Source organism: Embleya sp. NPDC020630 (assembly GCF_044334985.1).
In the GTDB taxonomy this organism is placed as follows: domain Bacteria; phylum Actinomycetota; class Actinomycetes; order Streptomycetales; family Streptomycetaceae; genus Embleya.
On sequence record NZ_JBIRUB010000018.1, the window covers coordinates 141571 to 160725 of the forward strand.

The following is a 19155-nucleotide window of genomic DNA, read 5'->3' on the forward strand; positions in this document are numbered from 1 at the left end:
CATGACCTTCCCGGCAATGCCCCCAGCCGTCCTCCAGTTCTTCCGCGCCTCCCAGGACGGCGATGCCGACACCTGGGCCGCCGCCTTCGCCGAAGACGGCGTCTTCCACGACCCCATCGGCACTCCGCCGATCACCGGACGCACCGCCATCCGCACCTTCATCGCTTCCGTCATACCCAACTTCCACCCCTTCCTGGGCCTGACTCCCACCCAAGCTCACACCGTCGGCAACCACGTCGCCGTCACCTGGTACGGCGCCGCCGTCACCCCGGACGGCAAACCCGTCAACTGGTCCGGCATCAACATCTACGACCTCGACGACACCACCGGCTTGATCCGCGAAGCCAAGGCATACTTCAACCCCGCCGTCTTCCAAGCCCAACTCACCCAATAGCCAAGGCGAAACCCGACCGGCAGCGGCGGGCGGAGAGGGCGGCGCGGTCGCATCCGCCGGGCACCTTCCCGAGTGGATCGGGTGTGTGCGGCGGGCGTTGCGCCTCAGCCGGGTGGTGCCGGCGCGGGGCCGGTCAGAGTCGCCGGGCCGGCCGCCGCCGGCGTGCGGGGCTCCGAGACTCCGGACTTCCGGTGAGATCCACGCTTTGGTCGGCGAAAACCGGCCGGTAGCGGCGGGAGGGGGCGGGTCGGGTCTCCCGGGGGACCTTCCCGAGTCAATCCGGAGCGCTTCGGGAGGAGTTGGGGTTCGAAACCAAATCGCGATGGGTGGGTGCGAAGCCTTGAGTTCTGGTGACCTGCGGTTTCGCGTGGTCGGGACGGAGAATCGGGTGTCGAGTGCCGGTTTCGTGGGTCTCGACTGCCAGTCGGTCGCAAGTCCACCGCAAGGGGGCGGAGGAGAGTTGGCTCAGCCGGGGGTTCGTCCACCGGAACGGGGCCCGGCCGAAGCCGGGAACACGCAGGCGGCGTCCGCGCCTTCCGGCTTTCGCGCTGCCACCCGCCCGTACGGATCAGCGCGGAAGGGACTGTTCGTGACACTACGGCGGGGCCTCGCGGTGGGCCGACCGATGTGGACGGGACACCGGCGTCCTTCGCCGGCTCGCGAGCCACGCCTTCAAGGGAATCCGGGATCATGAAATCCTTTCTACGCGCCGGTATCGGTGGCCTTTTTCTTCTCGTCTCGCTGGCAGTCGCCGCGTACAGTTTCTATCAATTGATGCGCACCGGTAGTTGTTCGTCCGGCGGGGTTTACGTGTCGAAGCGTGAATGCCCTGCAGGAACCACTCTATGGGCGTTCGCACTGCCGATATCTTCGATCACGGGAATCCTGAGCGCCTTTCTGCTCGCGGCGGGCCTTCGGGGTGGCCCCCTCGACCCGTTCGCGCGCCCCGCCCGCCCGAACGCCGTGGTGACCGGGCGGGCCGTGGGCATGTTCCGCCACCTGCAGCTCCACCGGGCCCTCGCGGCGGACGAGTCTCTGGCAATGACCGGCGATTCACTCGTGCGACTGGAACGCCTGCAGGCGCTGCTGATCTCGGGTGCCCTGACGCCTGTGGAATTCGAGCTGGCCAAGGGAAGGATCCTGGACGAGCTCTGACGGCCTCCGCCCGCCGACGGCCGGACCGTGGTGCCGGCACCGGCCACCGTCGGTTCGGCCCTCCCTCCGGTACGCAAAATGGCGGACGTCGCAATGTCGACTGCACCCGGAATACGCCCGGCACGATCATTTCCGAATGACGACCGGAACGCAGCAATAGGCACCGGGACGAGATGGCAACAACAAGCGCGGTCAGGGCAGGCCCACCGAGCCGTCCCCGTCCGGAATTCCGGACCTTGCGAAGCGGATGCAAGCGAGCCGCAAGACCGGCATCGAACCATGTACAGGAGGGCAACTCACGCCCATCCGACAGAACGAGGACGGAAGAAATGCTGAATCCGACGGTCGTCGGTGCCCACCGTGGCGGTGTGCTCCAGGGGGCGCCTGTTCACGGCCCGCGCCGCGCGTGGGGCTCCCGGGTGTCCGAGGCGCACCTCGGCGGCCTCGCCGTGGACGGACGTGTCGCATGAGCGGGCCGCAGGTCTTCCCCGCGGCCGACGGACCCGGCGCGGACCCGTGGATGATTCCCGGATACACGCCGTCGAGGGAGCTGGGTTCGGGCGCGAGTGGCCGCGTGATGCTCGCCCGGCACGACGGGACCGGGTCGCCGGTGGCGATCAAGTACCTGTCGGAACGGCTGCGCGGCGACAGCACGTTCCTCGCCGGGTTCCGCGCCGAGGCCAAGCTGCTGGGCACCCTTCGGTCCCCCTATGTGGTCGAGTTCTACGAGTACGTGGAGACGTCCCTCGGTGCGGCGATCGTCATGGAGCTGGTGGACGGCATTCCGCTCCGTGCGCTGCTCGGGCAGGAGGGCGCCACCGAGCCCGAGGCGGCACTCGCCGTACTCAAGGGATCGCTGCTCGGCCTTGCCGCCGCCCATGCGGCCGGGGTGGTGCATCGGGACTACAAGCCCGACAACGTCCTGATCGCCGCCGACGGGACGTCCAAGCTGGTCGACTTCGGCATTGCGGTGCCCAGTGGGGATGCCGGGGAATCGGCCGGTACCCCCATGTACATGGCGCCCGAGCAGTGGACCGGCCGGCCGGCGAGTCCCGCGACCGATGTGTACGCGGCGACCGCCACGTTCTTCGAGTGCCTCACCGGCGCCAAGCCGTATGCCGGCGAGACCCTCAGGGAACTGGCGATGCAGCACATGGGGGCGCCCGTCCCGGACGAGCTCGCCCCCGAGCGGGTGCGTCCGTTGATCCGCAGCGGTCTCGCCAAGACGCCCGGGAAACGTCCGGCCACCGCTGCGGACTTCGTAGCCGAACTCGAAGTCGTGGCGACAGCCGCCTACGGCGAGGACTGGGAGGAACGGGGGCAGCGCAAACTCGCCGCGCTGGCGGCCCTGCTCCCCCTGCTGTTCCCCCGGGCCGACCCCGGCGGCGCCTCGGACACCACGGCGCCGGCCACCACCGATCTCGGCCCCGGCCCTGTATCGAGCGCCACCCCCGGCTCCGGGCCCGGCCCGGCCCGGGGCAAACACAGTCGTCCGCCGCTGAACCGGAAGGGAAAGGCCCTGGCCGGGATGGCCGCCGGCACGCTGCTGCTCGGTGGGATCGCCATGACCGCGGTGGCCGTGGGCAGCGATCACTCGGTGAACGAACCGGTGGCGATGTCCGGTCCTTCGACGTCCGGTTCGCCATCCGGCAGTGCTTCCGCGAGCGCAACCGCGAGCAACGAGCCGTCGACGACCGGAGCGCCCAGCGTGTCCGCTTCGGCGCAGGAGGCGACCGACGAGCCGTCGGCCCCGAGCACGGCACCGCCGGGCACGGACAGCCCAGCGGGCCATGACGACCTCCCCGGTGGTTCGTCGAGTGGCGGGGGAGGCGGTAACTCGTCCGGTTCCGGCACCACCGGCGGTGGCGCCTCGGGCAGGCCGTCGGGCGGATCCGGCGGATCGTCGGGCGGATCGTCGGGCGCAGGCACCGGCACCTCGGGAGGCGCGAGCAGCGGCGGTACCTCGGGCGGGGGCACCATCGTGCCGCCCGCCACCCCGGCACCGGAACTCCACGTCGTCTCCGTGAAGATCGACGCGAGCGGTCCGTCGGCCTCCGGGTGCGCCCTGGTGGCTTCCGTGACCGTACTGACCGACGGGGCCGCCGACGGAACGCTCAACCTGACCTGGTTCACCGGTTCCTCCGCCAGGGCGGTGGGGACGGTGGTCGCCACCGACGCGGTCGCCCTTCCCAAGGGGCGGACACAGGTCTCCGGCAGGTACACCCACACGTTCATCACCCCGGAACGCTCGCCCTACCTCGGCGTCAAGGTCTCAACCGGCCCGGCCGCCGGTTCCGGCAACGGTGCCTTCGTGACCGTCTCGGCGCCCCGCGGCTGCAATCCGCCCCGCTGAGAGTCCGGGGATCCACGCCGTACGAAGGAGAGGAGATGCCGGATGACCACACCTCAGGACATCCCCGACGAGAGCACCGTGCGCCTTCCCCGCGCGGACGAGGTCGGCACCGTACGACTGCCACCCGCCACCCTCGCCGCCACGCTCCACACCTGGGAACCCGTCGCACCCGGGCCAACCATGCGCCTCCCCCGCACGGACGAAGGCGGCACCGTACGACTTCCTCCCACCACCCTCGCCACCACACTCCACACCCCCGAACCCATCGCACCCGGGTCGGAGGGGGCGACCCGCTTCGGCCCCGGAGTGCCCACCCCGACGGACCGCACCGACGGCCGGGTGGCGAGCGTCTGGCACGGCACCTCATCCCCGGGCCCGAGGCCGCAGGACGTCCCACGCCGACGCCGATCGCGCAGGGGCGTCCTCGGCGGCTGGCTGCTGCCGGCGGTCGTGCTGATCGCGGTACTGGGCTACCTCGCCTGGCAGCGGTACGCACCCGCGCTCGCCGTGACCGGAGCCACCGTCCACGCCGACGCCGCGGGTCCGGCCTGCGACGGCACCGCCACGGTCGTCGGCACCCTGCACACCAACGGCCGCGCAGGCACGGTGGACTACCGCTGGAAGCGCAGCGACGGCACGGTTTCCGGCGTTCTCCGGCAGCGGGTCGCCCGGGACGCGCACCGGACGGACGTCGTCCTGCGCTGGACCTTCGACGGCCACGGGACCGTGCAGGCGACCGCCACCCTGGAGATCCTGTCGCCCGACCCGACGGACGCGTCGGCCACCTTCACCTACGCCTGCCCATGAGGTCGCCGATCGACCGCAGGAGGCTGGCGGCCCCGCAGCGCTCGGCGATGGGGTACGCCCGGCGCAAGGCGGACTCGGCCTCCCGGGCGGGGCCGTGGACCGCCAGGGAGTACAGGGCACGGGCATGTTCGAGACGGGCGGAACCGGGCGCGAGCAGCGTCACCGCCTCCCGGAGTTCGGGCACCCCGTGGGCGCCGCGCAGTTCGCCCAGCACCCGCAAGGACCGACCCAGCATGCTCGGCGCGCCCCATCGGCGGGCCAGCGCGAGCTCCTCCCGGGCAAGGGTCTCCGCCTCGGCCCGTTCGCCGACACCCGCCAGCGCCTGCACACGCAGCGGCGCCCACGGCCACCAGGCACGGTTGACCACGGACGACGGTAGCCGCCGGGCGGCGTCCAAGCCGGTGAGCGCCTCGTCGTGACGCCCTTCCGCGATGAGCACCCGGGCCTGCGTCTCCCTGGTGAGGAGGTCGCCCTCGGCATCCCCGGCCGAGGCGCGCATGCGATCCAGGCACGCACGGGCACCGGCGGTATCGCCCAGATCCAGCAGAACCCCCGTCAGGATGTCCCAGACTCGCGAGGCACCGGGTGCGAGGCCCCACGCCTGGTGCAGCTCCACGGAGATCGTGAGGGACTGGAGTGCCCCTCGGAGATCTCCCCGGTCCCACTGGGTGAAACCCCGCCACATGTGGGTCGAGAGGACGGAGAACAGCGAGCCGCGCTCGTCGGCACGGGCCAGTGCCGCGCCCCACAGCTCTCCGACCTCCTCGTCCGCCAGGTGCAGGACGATGACGGCGGCGTACCAGAGCAGCTCTTCCCCAGCGTCCAGCAGTACACCGTCGGCGACGGCCGAGCGGGCGAGCGCGACGGCCCCGCTGCGTTCGCTCCCGTCCTGGGCCGCTTCCCAGGACAGGTAGGCGGCGAGCATCCGGGCGCCGGAGCCGTCGCCGTCGATGACGGCGTCCTGCGGGCTGCGCCACGGCTGCCGGTCCAGGCCGTGCATGTAGGCGCTCATCCGCTCCAGCGCCAGCAGGCCCTGCCGTTCGTCCTTCAGTTCGGCGGGCAGCCGGGCCGCGGCACCTCGGGCGAACTCGGTCGCCTGACCCTGTCGGCCGGCGAAGACCAGGATCCGGGACAGGAGAAGCGCCGCAGCGGCCCGGCGCGGCGGGTCGGTCAGCGTCTCGTAGGCCTGACGCAGGTGTTCCACGGCGGCGGGACCGTTGCCGAGGGTCTCGGCGCGGCCGAGTTCGAGAAGCACCTCGGGTTGTCGGGCGGGGCCGGGCGGCTCCCGCAGGGCGCGGGTGAGGTAGGTGGCCGCGGCGTCGGCGGCACCGCGGCCCGCGGCTTCCCGGGCGGCGGTGCACAACATGTCGACGACCCAGGGGTCGCCGCGGTGCGGGGTGAGCAGCAGGTGGGCCGCCGTCTGCTCGGGGGGTGAGGCCGCGGCGTGCAGGATGCGGGCGGCCCGCTCGTGCCGCAGTTGTCGTTCGCCGGGCGGCAGATCCCGGTAGACCGCGTCTGCCACGAGGGGGTGCACGAAGCCGAACGGGTAGTGGTCGCGGATGATTTCGGCCCGGACCAAGGGCGCGATGGCGTTCGCCGCCTCGTTTTCGGACACGTCCATGACGGCGGCGACGTCGGGCAGTGTCGCGCCGTCGCCGAGAACGGCGACCGTTTGGGCCACGATCGTCGCGTCGGCGGGCAGCCGGGCGAGGCGGCTGAGAACCAACTGCGAGACGGCCCTGGACCCTACGGAGGTGACGGTGCCGGCGTGGGCGGCCTCGGGCCGGATGCCGCGTGACTGGAGCGCCCGTACCAACTGGCGCAATAGGAGGGGGTTGCCGGACGTGGCCCGGTGGCAGGCCTCGGCGAACGTCGCGTCGGGGGGCTCGCCCAGCGCGTCGCGGACCACGTCGGCCACGCCCGCCGGCGTGAGCGGAGTGGGGTGGATCCGCAAGGCCGCGGTGTTGTCGGCGAGTTCGGCCAGCAGCTCCCCGTCGTGGTGCGGTTCGCCGGTACGCAGGGTGACGGCGATGAGGATGGGAAGTCCTTCGAGGCGGCCCGCGAGATGGGCCAGGAAGCGGAGCGAGCCGGTGTCGCACCACTGCAGGTCGTCGATCGCCAGGAGGAGGGGGCGTTCGGCGGCGAGCCTGAGGGTCAACTGATGGAGGCCGTTCAGGACCGCGTAGCTGTCGGGCTGGTGGCCGGGGTCGGCCGCGTCGGGGTCGAAGACCGCGGTGGACGCGGCGGCGGCTCCGGTCATCAGTTCGCCGCCGCGTCTGGCGACCAGGCGTTCGAGGAGTTGGCGCACAGCGCCGTATCCGTAGTCCTTCTCACGCTGGCTGCCGCGCGCGGTCAGCGTCAGCACGTCATGTTCGGCGGCCAGTCGGCGGACCTCGGCGAGTAGACGGCTCTTGCCGATACCGGCGGGGCCCTCCACGAAAACCATGCCGGCCCTGCCCTTCAGCGCACCGGCCAGACAGTCGCCCAGTTCGCTCAGTTGCCGGTCCCGGTCCACCAGGACGTCCGCGCCCCGGGAAGCCGATCGGGCTGCGCCGGCCGGCTGTATTCGCGTCCCCTCCGGGGCCGCGGTCGCTGTCTCTCGGTGCGCCGATCCGGTGGCCGCAGGCCGGTCGAGCGCGGGTGACTGTGCGAGAACGTCCGCTTCGAGGGTGCGCAGAGCGAAGCCGGGATCGGTCCCGAGTTCCTCGGCAAGGACCTGTCTGGCGCGCCGCAACGCGCTCAGCGCGTCGCCCTGCCGGTGCGAACGGTAGAGGGCCAGGGCGAGCAGACGCCAGCGTTCCTCGCGCAGGTGGTCCTGTCCGATCAGTGCCTCGATCTCCGGCACGAGGACCGTATCCTCACCACGCTCGAGGCGTGCGGCGAGCAGCCGCTCACGAGCCACCTCACGCAACTCCGCCAGCCGTGCGGTCTCCCCCCGGGCCCACAACTCCGCCGAGTACTCGGCGAACGCCGGTCCTCGCCACAGCGCCAGTCCGCCCTCGAGCACCCGCACCACCTCGGCCGGGTCGGTGATCGTGGCGGCATGCCGCAGTGACTGTTCGAAGCACCACGCGTCGACTGCCTCATCCGGTATCCGCAGGACGTATCCGGAGCCCTCGCTGACGATGAAGCCGCTGCGAGACCTGGCCTCCCGCCCGGGTTCGAGCCGGCGTCGCAGATGCGAGACGTACGCGTGCAGCGCGCCCTGCGCCCTCGGCGGCGGCGATCCGCCCCACACCCCGTCGACCAGCCGGTCACTGGTGATGATCCCGCCCCGTGCCACCAGCAGAAGGGCCAGCACCGCGCGCTGCCGAAGCCCTCCCAGGTCCACGACCTGGTCCTGGAACGTGGCTCTCACCTCGCCCAACACGCTGATCCGCAGCCCGTCTCGCATCATCGCCCCCTGTCGTGATCCACACATGGTGGCACGCCACAGGGGGCGACGGCCGCGCCCGTTCGAGCACGGGGCGGCGAGTTGCCGGAGGTCGTCCCCTCCCGAAGTCCGTTGCCGGAACGTACTGTTCGGCATGAGGTGCCGGGTCGTGCGGGGATGCGGTGTTCTCGCTGGTCGGCGGCGGATCGAGCGGTCGGGTTCGGGGCGATACGGATGACGGCTTCGGAGCGGCCGGGCAGACCCTCGTCGTCACGGGCGCAGACATCGGTGGAGGCTGCGCGCGGCCGGCGAACGGGCGGCCGGGGAACCGCTCGACCGCGCGCGACACCGCTCTGCCCTCGATGATGCGCGCGGCAACTGCGGCCGGCCGGTCGGCTGTCGACGGCGCCATGCGCCATGCGCCATGGACGGCAAAACGGCCCTGCGGCCGGCCAGGGGAAAGGCGCTGCGCGTGCCGGGGGGGCGGCTGTTCGCGCCGACGACGTCGGCGCGAGGAGGTCCCATTACTCCGAAAGTGGTCAATGGGGTGTTATGGGCGAGTTCGCAATAGTCTGCACTGCCCGTCCTTCTGCGCTGAACTCGAAGAGCCATACGGTCCGTGGGGACCCCCGCCTGGCTGTTGTCACTCCAAGGCCCCGGGTTTCCGGTGATACGCGCGTTGGTCGGCGAAGTCCGGCCGACAGCGGCGGGCGGGAGGGCGGTGCGGTTGGGTCGGGCGTGTGCGGCGGGCGTTGCGCCTCGGTCGGGTGGGGCCTGTGCGGGGCCGGTCAGAGTCGCTGGGCCGGCCGCCGCCGGCGTGCGGGGCTCCAAGGCCCGAAGCCCCCGACGAAAGCTGCACTTTGCTCGGCGGAAAACCCGGCCGGCAGCGGCGGGGAGGGGTGAGGGGTCGGGTTGGGTTTGCCGGGGGCCCTTGCGAGTGGCCGGGGCGTTTCTGTGTGCGGTGGGCTTGTGAGTGACGAAGGCTTACGAAACCGGACGGCGTTGGGTGCCGCGGCGCCGAAGTGAGAGAAAACGGCAGGTCGGAGCAGAAGGAGAGCCGTTTCGGGTGCCTCGGGATCCGGTTTCGGCCCCCACCGGCCCTCACTGGGCAGTTTTGGTCGTCTTCGCCGGCCTGCGTGAGGCCGAAGCGCGCGAAACCGACTCGACCGGGTAGTTTCGGTCTCTCCCACCGCCGTCGAGGAGCCCCAGGCGCACGAAACCGGCACTCGACACCCGATTCTCCGCCCCGACCACGCAAAACCGCAGCTCACCGAAACTCAAGGCTTCGAACCACCCATCGCGATCCGGCTTCGAACCCCAACTCCCCCGGAAGCACGCTGGATCCACTCGGCAATGCTCCCCGGAAGACCCAACCCGACCCCTCCCCCGCCCTCCCGCTGCCGGCCGGTCTTCCGCCGAGCCACATGCGCGTCTCACCAGGGCCCCAAGTCTCGGAGCCCCGCACGCCGGCGGCGGCCGGCCCGGCGACTCCGACCCGCCCGCACCCCGACCGCAGCGCAACGCCCGCCGCAAACGCCCGACCCACTCGGGAAAGCACGCGGCGGGCCCAACCGCGCCGCCCTCCCCGCCCGCCGCTACCGGCCGGCTTTCCGCCGAGCAAAGCCCGCGCCTCGCCGCGAGCCTCGAGTTTCGGAGCCCCACACGCCCGGCGGCGGCCCGCACCGCGGCTCTGGCCGGCTCCGACCTCCCGACCGAAACACGACGCCTGCCGCAAGCACCCGGCCCGGCCCCGACCCCGGCCCGGCCGGCTGGTTTCGTGATCTATCCAGCCGCCTTGTCGGCGGATCGTCGCCGGTAATGGCTGTGTCGGGCTGCTGTCTGGTGGCGTCTGCGCCAGGTGGGCCAGTGCGGCACCCCGGTCGCTGACGGGGCCGGTGGGTCGACGACGATCGCGAGTAGCCGGCGGATCCCCGGGACGGTCAGCGGGAGCGGTTCGAGGCTGCGGGCCAAGTGGTGGGTTCGTCAGGCCGGTTGGGGGCCTGACCGGCGGCGTTGGCTGCAAGGAAGATAAGGGCGAGCATGGCCAGAGTGATGTGCCGGTGCCATGAGATTCGGTTGCGGACGTGGCTCCCGGGCCGGGTGGGGCTTGGTCGCGAACCGTACGTTGTCGGGTATCCCGGCAGCGTGACGGCGTTCGGGATCACCACGCCAGGGGTGCTCGGGCAGGTGGGGCCGGCCGTCGATCAGTGCCCTTCCCCGGCTGGTGGCGTAGGCCGGTAAGACTTCGACCCGGGGAGGCCTCGACGCGTCCTGCGGTACCGGCGTACTGCCGTTGCACTCCTGCTGAGCACGCCCGGATGGCGTCGGCGTCCCGGTGTGGGTGCCGCGGCAGCCGCTGCATCGGTCCGGGGCGGGCGCGATCGGGCTGTTCGGCCGACTGCCGGCGGTTCTTGCGCTCGACGTTCGACGGCAGCCCGATCAGGTGGGCGCGGACACCGGCCCGGGGCTCCACTCGACCGAACCGGCCCTCGATCCGAGCCCTGACCTGGTTGAACGTCGCTCGCCGGCGGGCGGGGTCTACGCTACGGCCGGCGGGGTTATGTCCTTGGTGAGGCGGGCGGTTCCGTCATCGTCGGTGTGTGACGCCGACTGGTATCCCTCGCCCTGATAGAGGGCGATGTTCCGGCGGCTGTGGACGCCGGTGTGCAGCACGAGGCGGCGGCAGCTCGGGTCGGCCGCGGCTTCGGCGGTGCGCAACAGCCAACGGCCCAGTCCCCGGCCTCGCAGGTCGGGTACGACGCCGAGGCGGCCCAGGTGCCAGTCGGTGTCGACGCGTCGGGCCCGCACCATGCCCAGCAGCCGGCCGTCCCGCCACAATCCCATGGCGTGCCAGGTTGCCAGCCACTCGCCTGTCTGCTCCGGCGACTCGTGCAGGGCCGGGATGGCCAGGGTGTCGTTGGCAAGGGCCTCGTCCACCCAGCAGCACCGCTGCACCACCGTGACCTCGGCAGCGTCATCAGGCGTCAGCCGCCTCAGGTAGGAACCCGGCAGCGGGCCGGGCCGCAGGTCGGGGTGTGCCCCTTCGCGCATCGGGCGTAGGGCGTGGGCGACCCGGACCAGTTCGTCCAGGACACCGACGGCCGCGGCGGCGAGGGTGGCGCTCGGGCGGATCCGTCCGTCTTCGACCGCGTCTCCGATGCGTATCGCGACCGTGCGTCCCAGCGGCACCAGGCGCAGTGTGGTCACCACCTGCTTGGCGTGCTGGACCGCGCGCGTGCCTGCGGAGGTGTTCCCGTAGCTGACGAAGCCGATCGGTTTCCATGCCCACTCGCGACCGAGGTAGTCGAGCGCGTTTTTCAGGGTCGCCGGCATTCCGTGGTTGTACTCCGGCGTCACCACGATGAAGCCGTCCGCGGCGTCCACGAGCGCGCTCCATCGTCTGGTGTGTTCGTGCGCGTAGAGGCCCGACGACGGATGCTCCTCTTCGTCCAGGAAGGGCAGGTCGAGGTCGCCGATGGCCATGGGCACGAGTTCGACGTCGAGTTCCCCGGCGCGAGGCGTGATCGTCTCGATCAACCACGTGCCGACCGCCGGGCCGAGGGCGCCGGGCCGGGTGCTGCACACGAGGACGAGGACGCGCGGCGTTTTCGTTGACATGGAAACGAAAGTAACCGCTAGATTGATTACATGTCAAAGAAATCCTCGACCGAGAATGTGCGCTGGCTGAATCCGGACGAAGAGCGGGCGTGGCGGGCCTACCGGCGCATGGTGGTCGCCGTGCAGGCCGCCACGGCGCGTGACTTGGCCGCGATCGGGCTCTCCGAGCCCGACTACGAGGTGCTCAGCACGTTGTCGGAGCGGCCCGACCACACCAGCACCCTGCGGGAACAGGCCACCAAGATGCGATGGTCCCGCAGCCGGCTCTCCCGACACGCCACCAGGATGGAAGCCCGCGGCCTCCTGCAACGTGCGCCCGACCCGGCGGACGGCAGAGGATGTTTCCTCATTCTCACCGACCACGGCCTGGACACGCTCGAGACCGCCGCCCCGGCGCATGTCGCCTCGGTGCGACGCCACTTCATCGACCGGCTCCCGCCCGAGGACCTCGGCGCCCTCGAACGCATCGCCCGGAAGCTGGAGGACATCGAGGGCTGACGGCGAGCGCCGGTCGGCCGCGCACCTACGACGGCGACCGGCGAGCCCCGACCCACTCCCACCCCGACGGGCAAACACCGTTGCAGTAATAGACTTCGGGGCATGATGTTCGGCACCGATCGCACCGTGGAGAGCCGGCTCGTCCGGGTGGAGCGGAAACTCGATCTGATTCTGCGTCACCTCGGCATCGAGGAGGACGACTCGGAACTCGCCCAGATCCGGGCGCTCGTGGACGAAGGCCGGACGATGCAGGCGATCAAGGTCCACCGGGAGACCACCGGCGCGAGTCTCAAGGAGGCGAAAGACGTGGTCGACGCCATCAAGGCGGGACGCCGCTGACCTCCGGTCCCGCGTCATGGACCCCCGCCTCGCAGGCGGACTCGGTCCGACGCCGACGCGCGGTTGCCGACGACGTCGATCCCGCCGTCCCCGGCCGGGCCCGCTCCGGCCGATCCCGCGAACGGCGGGCGTGGCGAGCGGAATCCGTCCAACCGGACGCCGTGTCGGTGGCGGTGTCCACGATCATTGGGCCATGCGTGCCGCCCGCCTGATCCGTATGGCCTTGCTCATCCAGTTGAGCCCCGGCCTGACCGCCTCCGCCATCGCCCGCGAGTTTGACGTCTCCGAGCGCACGGTGATCCGCGACGTCCAGGCGTTGCAGGAGGCCGGCATCCCCGTCAGGTCGGAGCGCGGCCGAGTGGGCGGGTACCACCTGGCGCCGGGCTACCGAACCCGACTCGCCACACTGCACCCCTCGGAGGCGGAGACGCTGTTCCTTTCCGGTCTGCCCACGGCGCTACAGGATCTGGGGTTGTCGGATGCGGCGGACAGCGCCCGCCTGAAGGTGACGGCCACCCTGCTGCCGTCGGTGCGGGCGGCGGCCGAGTCGTCGGTGCGCCGGTTTCATCTCGATGCGCCGGCCTGGTTTCGGGAGCCGTGCACGCCCGCGCTGCTGCCGGAACTGGCCCGCGCCGTGTGGTCGGACCGCACTGTCGAACTGGCCTATGCGCGGCCGGGCCGCGACGGCTCGCCGCCCTCCACCGTGTCCCGTGCGGTCGAGCCGTACGGGCTCGTCCTCAAAGCGGGCTTCTGGTACCTCGTGGCCCGGCACCCGGCCGACGGGGCGAGCCGTGACGGGGCCTGGCGTACCTACCGCGTCGACCGCGTCACGGCACTGGCTCCCGGCGCGCCGGAACCGTTCGTGCGCGATGCGGCTTTCGACCTGGCCGCGCACTGGGCGACGCACGCGGCCGGGTTCGCCCGGACCCTGCTGCGCACGAGCGTCACGGTGCGCCTGACGGAGCAGGGTTTGCGCCGCCTGCCCGCCGTGGTCGACGAGGCCGGTATCGAGGAGGCGCTGTCCGGCGCGAGCGAGCCGGATGCCACCGGGCTGGTGACGCTCGACTTGCCGGCGGAGTCACCGGATGTCGCCTTCGACCAGCTGAGCAGGCTCGGCGCGGACGTGGAGGTGTTGGCGCCGGCGGGCCTGCGCGCCCGTTTCCGCGAGCGCGCACTCGCCCTTGCCGCGCTCTACGGGACGGAGCCGCAGGGTCAGCGGTAGTCGTCCGCCGAGGCGTCCTTCCCGCCGTGGGTCACGTCCTCGAAGTACGCCCAGGCATCCGGCCGGCTGCCGTCCACGTCCCGGACGCCGTAGATCCTGGCGAGTTCCCCGCTGGAGGTGGACCTGCCGTTCCAGCGTTCGGCCCGGTCCGGGTCGGCGGCCAGGGCGGCGACCGTGCGGGCGAGGAAGTACGGGGACTCGGCAATCGCGAAGGACGGTTCCCGGGCGATGGCGTCGCGCCAGTTCCCCTCGGTCACGCCGAAGTGGGCGAGCATCTGCTCCGAGCGCATGAACCCCGGCGAGACGGCGACCGCCGTGCCACCGTACTGCGCCAGTTCCTGGCCCAGCCCGAAGGCGAGCCGGATCGGGGCGTTCTTGGCGAGGTCGTAGTACATGTTCTCGCGGTAGCGGCGGTTGGAGACCGCGGTGCCGTCGGTGATCTCCACGTGCAGCGGTGCGTCCGAGCGGATCAGGAGCGGCAGCACGAGCGCCGCGGTGATCACGTGCGAGCGGACACCGAGATCCAGGATGCGCAGGCCGTCGGCGAGCGGGGTCTCCCAGCTCTTCTTGCCGAAGACCGAGGCGACGAGGAGGTGTTCGCCACCCCAGAGGTCGTTGACGAGGATGTCGAGCCGCCCTTGCTCTCGGTCGATCCGCCGGACGAGGGAGCGGACCTGCTCCTCGTCCAGGTGGTCGGTGGGGACGGCGATGCCCGTGCCGCCGGCCGCGGTGACGAGTTCCGCGGTCTCCTCGATGGTCTCCGTCGCCCGGCCGACCTCGCTGTTCTGGGTGCGGGTGGTGCGTCCGGTGACATAGACGGTGGCCCCGGCCCGCCCGAGTTCGACGGCTTGGGCACGCCCGGCGCCGCGGGTGGCCCCGGCCACGAGTGCGATTCGGCCCGCGAGCGGGCGTTCCTGGGAGGCATTCGGAGCGCTGTTCGGAAGAGACGTTTTCTGACTCATGCCATTGATCATCCACGCCAATAGTGACAGAACACGTCACCCTTTCCCGGATGTCCGCGCGCATGCCCGGATGTCCGCGCGCACCGGGCCGGACCGCCCGCGGGCATGTTCGCGAGGCGATCCGGATCGCGCGCGGTCTGGCGGCGGTGACCGTGGAACCTCGGTCAGTGGACGACGTCGAAGACGTTCTTCTGCACGCCGTTGGCGTACGCCTCGTGCTCGACGAGCTTCAGCTTCTGGGTGTCCTTGTCCGTGGCGCTGAACAGGCGCTTGCCCGCGCCGAGCAGGAGCGGGAACACGAGCAGGTGGTAGCGGTCGATCAGGCCGGCGTCCGACAGGGCCTGGTTCAACGTGGCGCTTCCGTGCACGATGATCGGACCGCCGTCGGTCTGCTTCAGCGCGGCGACGTCCTCGAGCGAGCGCAGGATCGTGGTCTCGCCCCAGTTCGACACCAGGTCGCCCTCGGACAACGTGGTGGAGACGACGTACTTCGGCATCACCTTGTAGTCGGCGAAGTCGGCCATGTCCGGCCACACCGCGCTGAACGCCTGGTAGCTGACCCGGCCCATCATCATCGCCGCGGCTTCCTGCTGTTCACGGCCCTTGATCTCGAACGCCTCGGGGAGGAACTCGATGTCCTTGAAGGTCCATCCGGAGTTGCGGTAGCCGGGCTCCCCGCCCGGGCCCTCCACGACGCCGTCGAGCGAGACGAAGGCGGTGCTGATCAAAGTACGCATCGAAGGTTCCTGAGTGTCTCGTCGCCGTTTCCGGCGGGTTCGGTCGGTGTGCGCTCGTTTCGCGGCGCACCGGACATGATCTTGGACTATGGATCACGGGGAAACCGTCTTCCCCCGTTCGAGTTCTTCGGGCGCCCGGCTGTGGTCGCGGCAGTGACGCTGCGGCGCCGGGTCGCCCAGGGGTGCTCAGGCAAAGAAGTCGACGAGAACGGGCGCGAGGACAGCCGGGGCGACGTCGTGGGTCTGGCCCGGCAGGCTGATGTAGCCGGCGGCGGGGATAGCGGCGGCGACGGCGCGGGTGGGGGCGCGGAGGGTTTCGGGGCTTGCGTCACCGTCGACGGCGAGGACGGGCACGGTGATGTCCGCGAGGAGCCCGGCGGGGACCCCCGCGCCGGTGTCGATGCCCAGTGCCGCGGCGTCGTAGGCGAGGGTGGGCGCGACGGCTTCGAACGCGGGCCACATCGGGGCGGCGCGCATCTGCTCGACCGCCGGGGCCGGAGCGCCCGCATAGAGCATGAGTTCGGCGACGGCGTCGCCGTGCCGGTCCTCCGCGAGCGCGGCACGGAGATTGCGGACGTAACCGGCGAAGTCCGCGGCGCCGGCCTCGTCGGTGGTGAACGGGGGCTCGTACACGGCGACCTTGCGCACGCCGATCCCGGCGGTGGCGGCGCGCAGGGCGAGCGCGGAACCCGACGAGATTCCGACGAGGTACGCCGTGCCGCCGGCCGCGGCGATGATCGCGGCGAGGTCCTCGATCTCGCGGTCGACGTCGTACGGCGCGGTGTCGCCACTGGCGCCGCGCCCGCGCCGGTCGTAGGTGAGGACCGTGTGGTGGGCGGCCAATTGCGCGGCGAGGGCGGGGCCGGGGCCGAAGGCGCGGTGGCACAGGGCGCCGTCGACGAACACGACCACGGGACCGGTCCCGGTGGAGGTGTAGGCGATGGGCGTGCCGTCCGCGGAGACGACAGGGGCGGGGGCGAGCGTGACGGTCATGACGAGCCTTTCGAGATGGGCGCGGGGCCGGTATGCACGCGGCGGACCGCTATTGTGGACAGCGTCCACATGGTGCGGGCGGTCGGAACCGGCCGCTGCGGCGGATGTCAGGATCCTGCCACACACATGTGGACGCCGTCCACAATGGAGGAAGCGTGCCCGTCGACCGCCCCGAGCCCCCGTCCCGCTCGCGCAGCACCTACCGGCACGGCGATCTGCGCCGGGCGCTGATCGAAGCCGCTTTGGAACTGGCCCGCGCCGGAGGACCCGACGCGGTGGTCCTGCGGGAGACCACACGCCGCGTGGGCGTCGCCCCGAACGCCGCCTACCGCCACTTCGCCGACCGCCACGCCCTCCTCGCCGCCGTCGCCCAGGCCGCCATGGCCCGACTGGCGGTCACGATGGAAGCCGAGATCGACGCCGCCACCGCACACTCGGCCCGGGACGCCGACCGGCTGTCCACCGCCCGCACGCGCTTCCGCGCCGTCGGGCAGGGCTACGTCGCCTTCGCCCAGGCCGAACCCGGCCTGTTCCGGATCGCGTTCACCTTCCACGCCGACATGGCCCAGGCCGAGGACAGCACCGCCGCCGGAACCGCGGGGCGCACCCCGTTCCAGATCCTCGGCGACGCCCTCGACGACCTGGTCGACGCCGGAGCGCTCGACGAAACCCGCCGCCCCGGCGCCGAGTTCCTGGCCTGGTCCGCCGTCCACGGCCTCGCCGCGCTGCTCGTCGACGGCCCCCTTCGCGGCCTCCCCCCCGCCCAGGCCCGCGCGTCCACCGACGACCTCGTCGACATGATCGAACACGGCCTCCTCACACCACCGACCACCGACGACCGCCAGGGCATGCATGGGTGAACGTCCCCACGGGCCACGGAACCCGGGCGCGCGGACGGTTCGGACGTGCCGCCCCTACGCGAAGGCCCGCCTGCGCAACGGAAGTTGGGCAAAACTGCTGCGCCCGGCCGAACTCGCCGAGACGAAGAAGACCGTCATCGGGTAAGCCGCGTTCTTGGGTGAGTGGGCGTAGGCGGTCGGAGACCGTTCGACCGGGGCACCGGTTTGCCCGGCGAATCAGAGCCGCCATGGCCTGGATCGCAGACCTCGCACGACCCGACATCCACTGACTGCAACCGGCAACATGACCCAGCTGGGCAGCGTTTTGAGGATCAAGGTCTGAGCCAGAGGCGGATGGCGGCGAGGGGGACGGGGCCGTGGAAGACGTAGGCGCGCCGGTCGTAGCGCGTCGTGACGGCGCGGAACGCTTTGAGGCGGTTGACCGTGCGTTCGGCCTCGGTGCGGCGGCGGTGGTCCTCGCGGTGGAAGCCGACGGGCGTTGGCCTGGTCGAGAGGCTCGGGGATCGTGTGCCGGATACCGCGCCGTCGCAGGCGAGGTGGACCTTGCTGGTCAGCCCACCGAGGGCCCGGCCGAGCGCCTCGCCGGAGCGGTGGTCGACGATCCCCTTTTTGCGGTGGCCGCGCGGTCGGCACGCGGTCCCGGGTACCGTCCGGGGACCAGCGGCGGTGCCGCTGGTAGACGGTCTGCCGGTCCCCGAACCGCTCAGGCGGATCCCGCCACGGCACCCCCGTCCGCAACCGGTACAACACCCCGTTCACCGTCGTGCGATGGTCCGCCCACCGCCCGCCACGGCCACCCCCTCGGCGGCAACAACGGCCCCGGCACGTCCCATTCAACCTGCGTCGGATCACCGCGACCCACGGCCGGCACAACGAGCCAACCGTCAGGACGTCGACGATGAAGGGCGTCGTAATCAGCACGCCGACGTCCCAACGCCGCGCCGGGTGGGCTGCCGAGCCCACTCTCCGCGCGGTCAGGCGAGTTGCCATTCGGCGGCGATGACGTCGGTGACGCCGAGGCGGACTGAGGCCGCTTTTGCGGTGACCGGGATCTCGTAGGTGACGTAGCCGGTATTGGTCGTTCCGGGTGGAAGGGGGAACGTGGTGGGGAACTTCGGCCCGGCATTGCTCTCGCCGCTGGGCAGATCGCCGTACAGGGTGCCCTGGTCGTCGGCGATGCGGGTGAGGGAGTTCGGGCTGAACGAGTCCGGCATGGTTCCGGTGACGACTTTCCACTGGAGTGCGATGTACCGGTTCCCGGGGCGCGGTTTCGCCCAGTCGTATGTGGAGACCGGCGGTGCGGGGTCCACGACGGAAACGAGGGTGATGTCGAACGTCTGGCCGCCGGCGCCGCGATCGACATGGATGGTGTCACCCACGTGGCCGGTTCTCGTGGGGCTCTTCGGCGTCGGCGGTGCGGTGTCGCAGTTCTTGCGCCATTCACCGACGGGCATGTTGGGGTCGTTGCAGTTCGGGCCCTGTGGGTGCGGGCTGTCCGGGTTCTCCCTGGTGCCCGACTTGACCACCTCGTGGCCGCCCGAGCAGGCGGCAAGTGTGAGGCTCAGGACGGTGGTTGCTGCGGCGTAGGCGAGAGCGCGCATGCGCATGGGGTCCCCCGGGTTCAGACGATGTGACCATGATGCCAATCCGTGCCGGCTGCCGCCGACAGCGTGGGCGGATGGTGGCGGTGCCCCGGGCGCGGCCGGCGCGGCGGTCCCTCCGGCTCAGACCTTGCTCCCCAAAACGCCGCCTAGTACTGCAATTGCGTTTGCCGTGACTTCTGGGCCTGGTGGTCGTTGTTCAGGTCATGGGTGGGGACCTTGGTGTGGGTGATGTGCGGCGAT

Annotated in this window: 14 protein-coding genes and 1 pseudogene; 8 read left to right on the forward strand and 7 right to left on the reverse strand. The window is 71.4% G+C overall.

What is annotated here, in order from left to right; genetic code table 11:
• Window position 1: 1 nt before the first annotated feature.
• The 4 genes from ACH4XV_RS38500 (at window position 2) to ACH4XV_RS38515 (ending at window position 4709) form a co-directional block, all read left to right on the forward strand.
• The gene (locus ACH4XV_RS38500) at window positions 2–394 is read left to right on the forward strand and encodes a nuclear transport factor 2 family protein (protein ID WP_395797535.1); all 393 of its coding nucleotides are present in this window, start codon (window positions 2–4) and stop codon (window positions 392–394) included.
• Between the two features lie 690 nt (window positions 395–1084).
• On the forward strand, window positions 1085–1549 hold the full coding sequence (locus tag ACH4XV_RS38505; RefSeq protein WP_395797537.1) for a hypothetical protein: 465 nt from the start codon (window positions 1085–1087) through the stop codon (window positions 1547–1549).
• A 466-nt stretch (window positions 1550–2015) separates the two neighbouring features.
• Window positions 2016–3902, forward strand: coding sequence for a serine/threonine-protein kinase (locus tag ACH4XV_RS38510; RefSeq protein ID WP_395797539.1), 1887 nt, complete (start codon window positions 2016–2018; stop codon window positions 3900–3902).
• A gap of 42 nt (window positions 3903–3944) precedes the next feature.
• A complete protein-coding gene (locus ACH4XV_RS38515; RefSeq protein WP_395797541.1) occupies window positions 3945–4709 on the forward strand; it encodes a hypothetical protein in 765 nt (254 codons plus the stop codon).
• Here ACH4XV_RS38515 and ACH4XV_RS38520 read toward each other — a convergent pair.
• Together ACH4XV_RS38520 and ACH4XV_RS38525 are read right to left on the reverse strand one after the other, a co-directional pair.
• Window positions 4690–8130, reverse strand: a complete 3441-nt coding sequence (locus tag ACH4XV_RS38520) for a BTAD domain-containing putative transcriptional regulator (protein ID WP_395797543.1) — start codon at window positions 8128–8130, stop codon at window positions 4690–4692. The two genes, ACH4XV_RS38515 and ACH4XV_RS38520, sit on opposite strands and share 20 nt — an antisense overlap.
• A 2490-nt stretch (window positions 8131–10620) precedes the next feature.
• A complete protein-coding gene (locus tag ACH4XV_RS38525) occupies window positions 10621–11700 on the reverse strand; it encodes a GNAT family N-acetyltransferase (protein WP_395797545.1) in 1080 nt (359 codons plus the stop codon).
• Window positions 11701–11730: 30 nt separating this feature from the next.
• On the opposite strand from ACH4XV_RS38525, the gene ACH4XV_RS38530 reads away from it, so the two are divergent.
• The 3 genes from ACH4XV_RS38530 to ACH4XV_RS38540 all read left to right on the forward strand — a co-directional run bounded on the left by ACH4XV_RS38530 (window position 11731) and on the right by ACH4XV_RS38540 (window position 13759).
• Window positions 11731–12198, forward strand: coding sequence for a MarR family winged helix-turn-helix transcriptional regulator (locus ACH4XV_RS38530; protein ID WP_395797547.1), 468 nt, complete (start codon window positions 11731–11733; stop codon window positions 12196–12198).
• Window positions 12199–12300: 102 nt separating this feature from the next.
• A complete protein-coding gene (locus ACH4XV_RS38535; RefSeq protein WP_395797549.1) occupies window positions 12301–12537 on the forward strand; it encodes a hypothetical protein in 237 nt (78 codons plus the stop codon).
• A gap of 193 nt (window positions 12538–12730) precedes the next feature.
• The gene (locus ACH4XV_RS38540; protein WP_395797551.1) at window positions 12731–13759 is read left to right on the forward strand and encodes a helix-turn-helix transcriptional regulator; all 1029 of its coding nucleotides are present in this window, start codon (window positions 12731–12733) and stop codon (window positions 13757–13759) included.
• On the opposite strand, the gene ACH4XV_RS38545 is transcribed toward ACH4XV_RS38540, so the two are convergent.
• The 3 genes from ACH4XV_RS38545 to ACH4XV_RS38555 all read right to left on the reverse strand — a co-directional run bounded on the left by ACH4XV_RS38545 (window position 13750) and on the right by ACH4XV_RS38555 (window position 16451).
• Window positions 13750–14721, reverse strand: coding sequence for an SDR family oxidoreductase (locus ACH4XV_RS38545; protein WP_395797553.1), 972 nt, complete (start codon window positions 14719–14721; stop codon window positions 13750–13752). The genes ACH4XV_RS38540 and ACH4XV_RS38545 overlap by 10 nt on opposite strands.
• A 164-nt stretch (window positions 14722–14885) precedes the next feature.
• The gene (locus tag ACH4XV_RS38550; RefSeq protein ID WP_395797555.1) at window positions 14886–15458 is read right to left on the reverse strand and encodes a dihydrofolate reductase family protein; all 573 of its coding nucleotides are present in this window, start codon (window positions 15456–15458) and stop codon (window positions 14886–14888) included.
• A gap of 186 nt (window positions 15459–15644) precedes the next feature.
• A complete protein-coding gene (locus ACH4XV_RS38555) occupies window positions 15645–16451 on the reverse strand; it encodes an alpha/beta fold hydrolase (RefSeq protein ID WP_395797557.1) in 807 nt (268 codons plus the stop codon).
• Between the two features lie 155 nt (window positions 16452–16606).
• Here ACH4XV_RS38555 and ACH4XV_RS38560 point away from each other — a divergent pair, with 155 nt between their 5' ends.
• Complete coding sequence (locus tag ACH4XV_RS38560) at window positions 16607–17311, forward strand: TetR/AcrR family transcriptional regulator (RefSeq protein ID WP_395797559.1); 705 nt, start codon at window positions 16607–16609, stop codon at window positions 17309–17311.
• A 653-nt stretch (window positions 17312–17964) separates the two neighbouring features.
• Here the strand turns inward: ACH4XV_RS38560 and ACH4XV_RS38565 are convergent.
• A pseudogene (locus tag ACH4XV_RS38565) lies at window positions 17965–18082 on the reverse strand (transposase); the annotation flags it as partial.
• A 203-nt stretch (window positions 18083–18285) separates the two neighbouring features.
• Window positions 18286–18918 (reverse strand): hypothetical protein, encoded by a 633-nt coding sequence (locus ACH4XV_RS38570; protein WP_395797561.1) that lies wholly within the window; start codon window positions 18916–18918, stop codon window positions 18286–18288.
• Window positions 18919–19155 lie beyond the last annotated feature (237 nt).

Excerpts from the sequence above, each read along its gene's own strand:
- ACH4XV_RS38525 (WP_395797545.1), bottom strand. The coding sequence starts at position 11,700 with ATGTCAACGAAAACGCCGCGCGTCCTCGTCCTCGTGTGCAGCACCCGG.
- ACH4XV_RS38555 (WP_395797557.1), bottom strand. The coding sequence starts at position 16,451 with ATGACCGTCACGCTCGCCCCCGCCCCTGTCGTCTCCGCGGACGGCACG.
- ACH4XV_RS38515 (WP_395797541.1), top strand. The coding sequence starts at position 3,945 with ATGACCACACCTCAGGACATCCCCGACGAGAGCACCGTGCGCCTTCCC.
- ACH4XV_RS38550 (WP_395797555.1), bottom strand. The coding sequence starts at position 15,458 with ATGCGTACTTTGATCAGCACCGCCTTCGTCTCGCTCGACGGCGTCGTG.
- ACH4XV_RS38570 (WP_395797561.1), bottom strand. The coding sequence starts at position 18,918 with ATGCGCATGCGCGCTCTCGCCTACGCCGCAGCAACCACCGTCCTGAGC.
- ACH4XV_RS38505 (WP_395797537.1), top strand. The coding sequence starts at position 1,085 with ATGAAATCCTTTCTACGCGCCGGTATCGGTGGCCTTTTTCTTCTCGTC.
- ACH4XV_RS38510 (WP_395797539.1), top strand. The coding sequence starts at position 2,016 with ATGAGCGGGCCGCAGGTCTTCCCCGCGGCCGACGGACCCGGCGCGGAC.
- ACH4XV_RS38545 (WP_395797553.1), bottom strand. The coding sequence starts at position 14,721 with ATGAGTCAGAAAACGTCTCTTCCGAACAGCGCTCCGAATGCCTCCCAG.
- ACH4XV_RS38500 (WP_395797535.1), top strand. The coding sequence starts at position 2 with ATGACCTTCCCGGCAATGCCCCCAGCCGTCCTCCAGTTCTTCCGCGCC.
- ACH4XV_RS38530 (WP_395797547.1), top strand. The coding sequence starts at position 11,731 with ATGTCAAAGAAATCCTCGACCGAGAATGTGCGCTGGCTGAATCCGGAC.
- ACH4XV_RS38540 (WP_395797551.1), top strand. The coding sequence starts at position 12,731 with ATGCGTGCCGCCCGCCTGATCCGTATGGCCTTGCTCATCCAGTTGAGC.
- ACH4XV_RS38520 (WP_395797543.1), bottom strand. The coding sequence starts at position 8,130 with ATGTGTGGATCACGACAGGGGGCGATGATGCGAGACGGGCTGCGGATC.
- ACH4XV_RS38535 (WP_395797549.1), top strand. The coding sequence starts at position 12,301 with ATGATGTTCGGCACCGATCGCACCGTGGAGAGCCGGCTCGTCCGGGTG.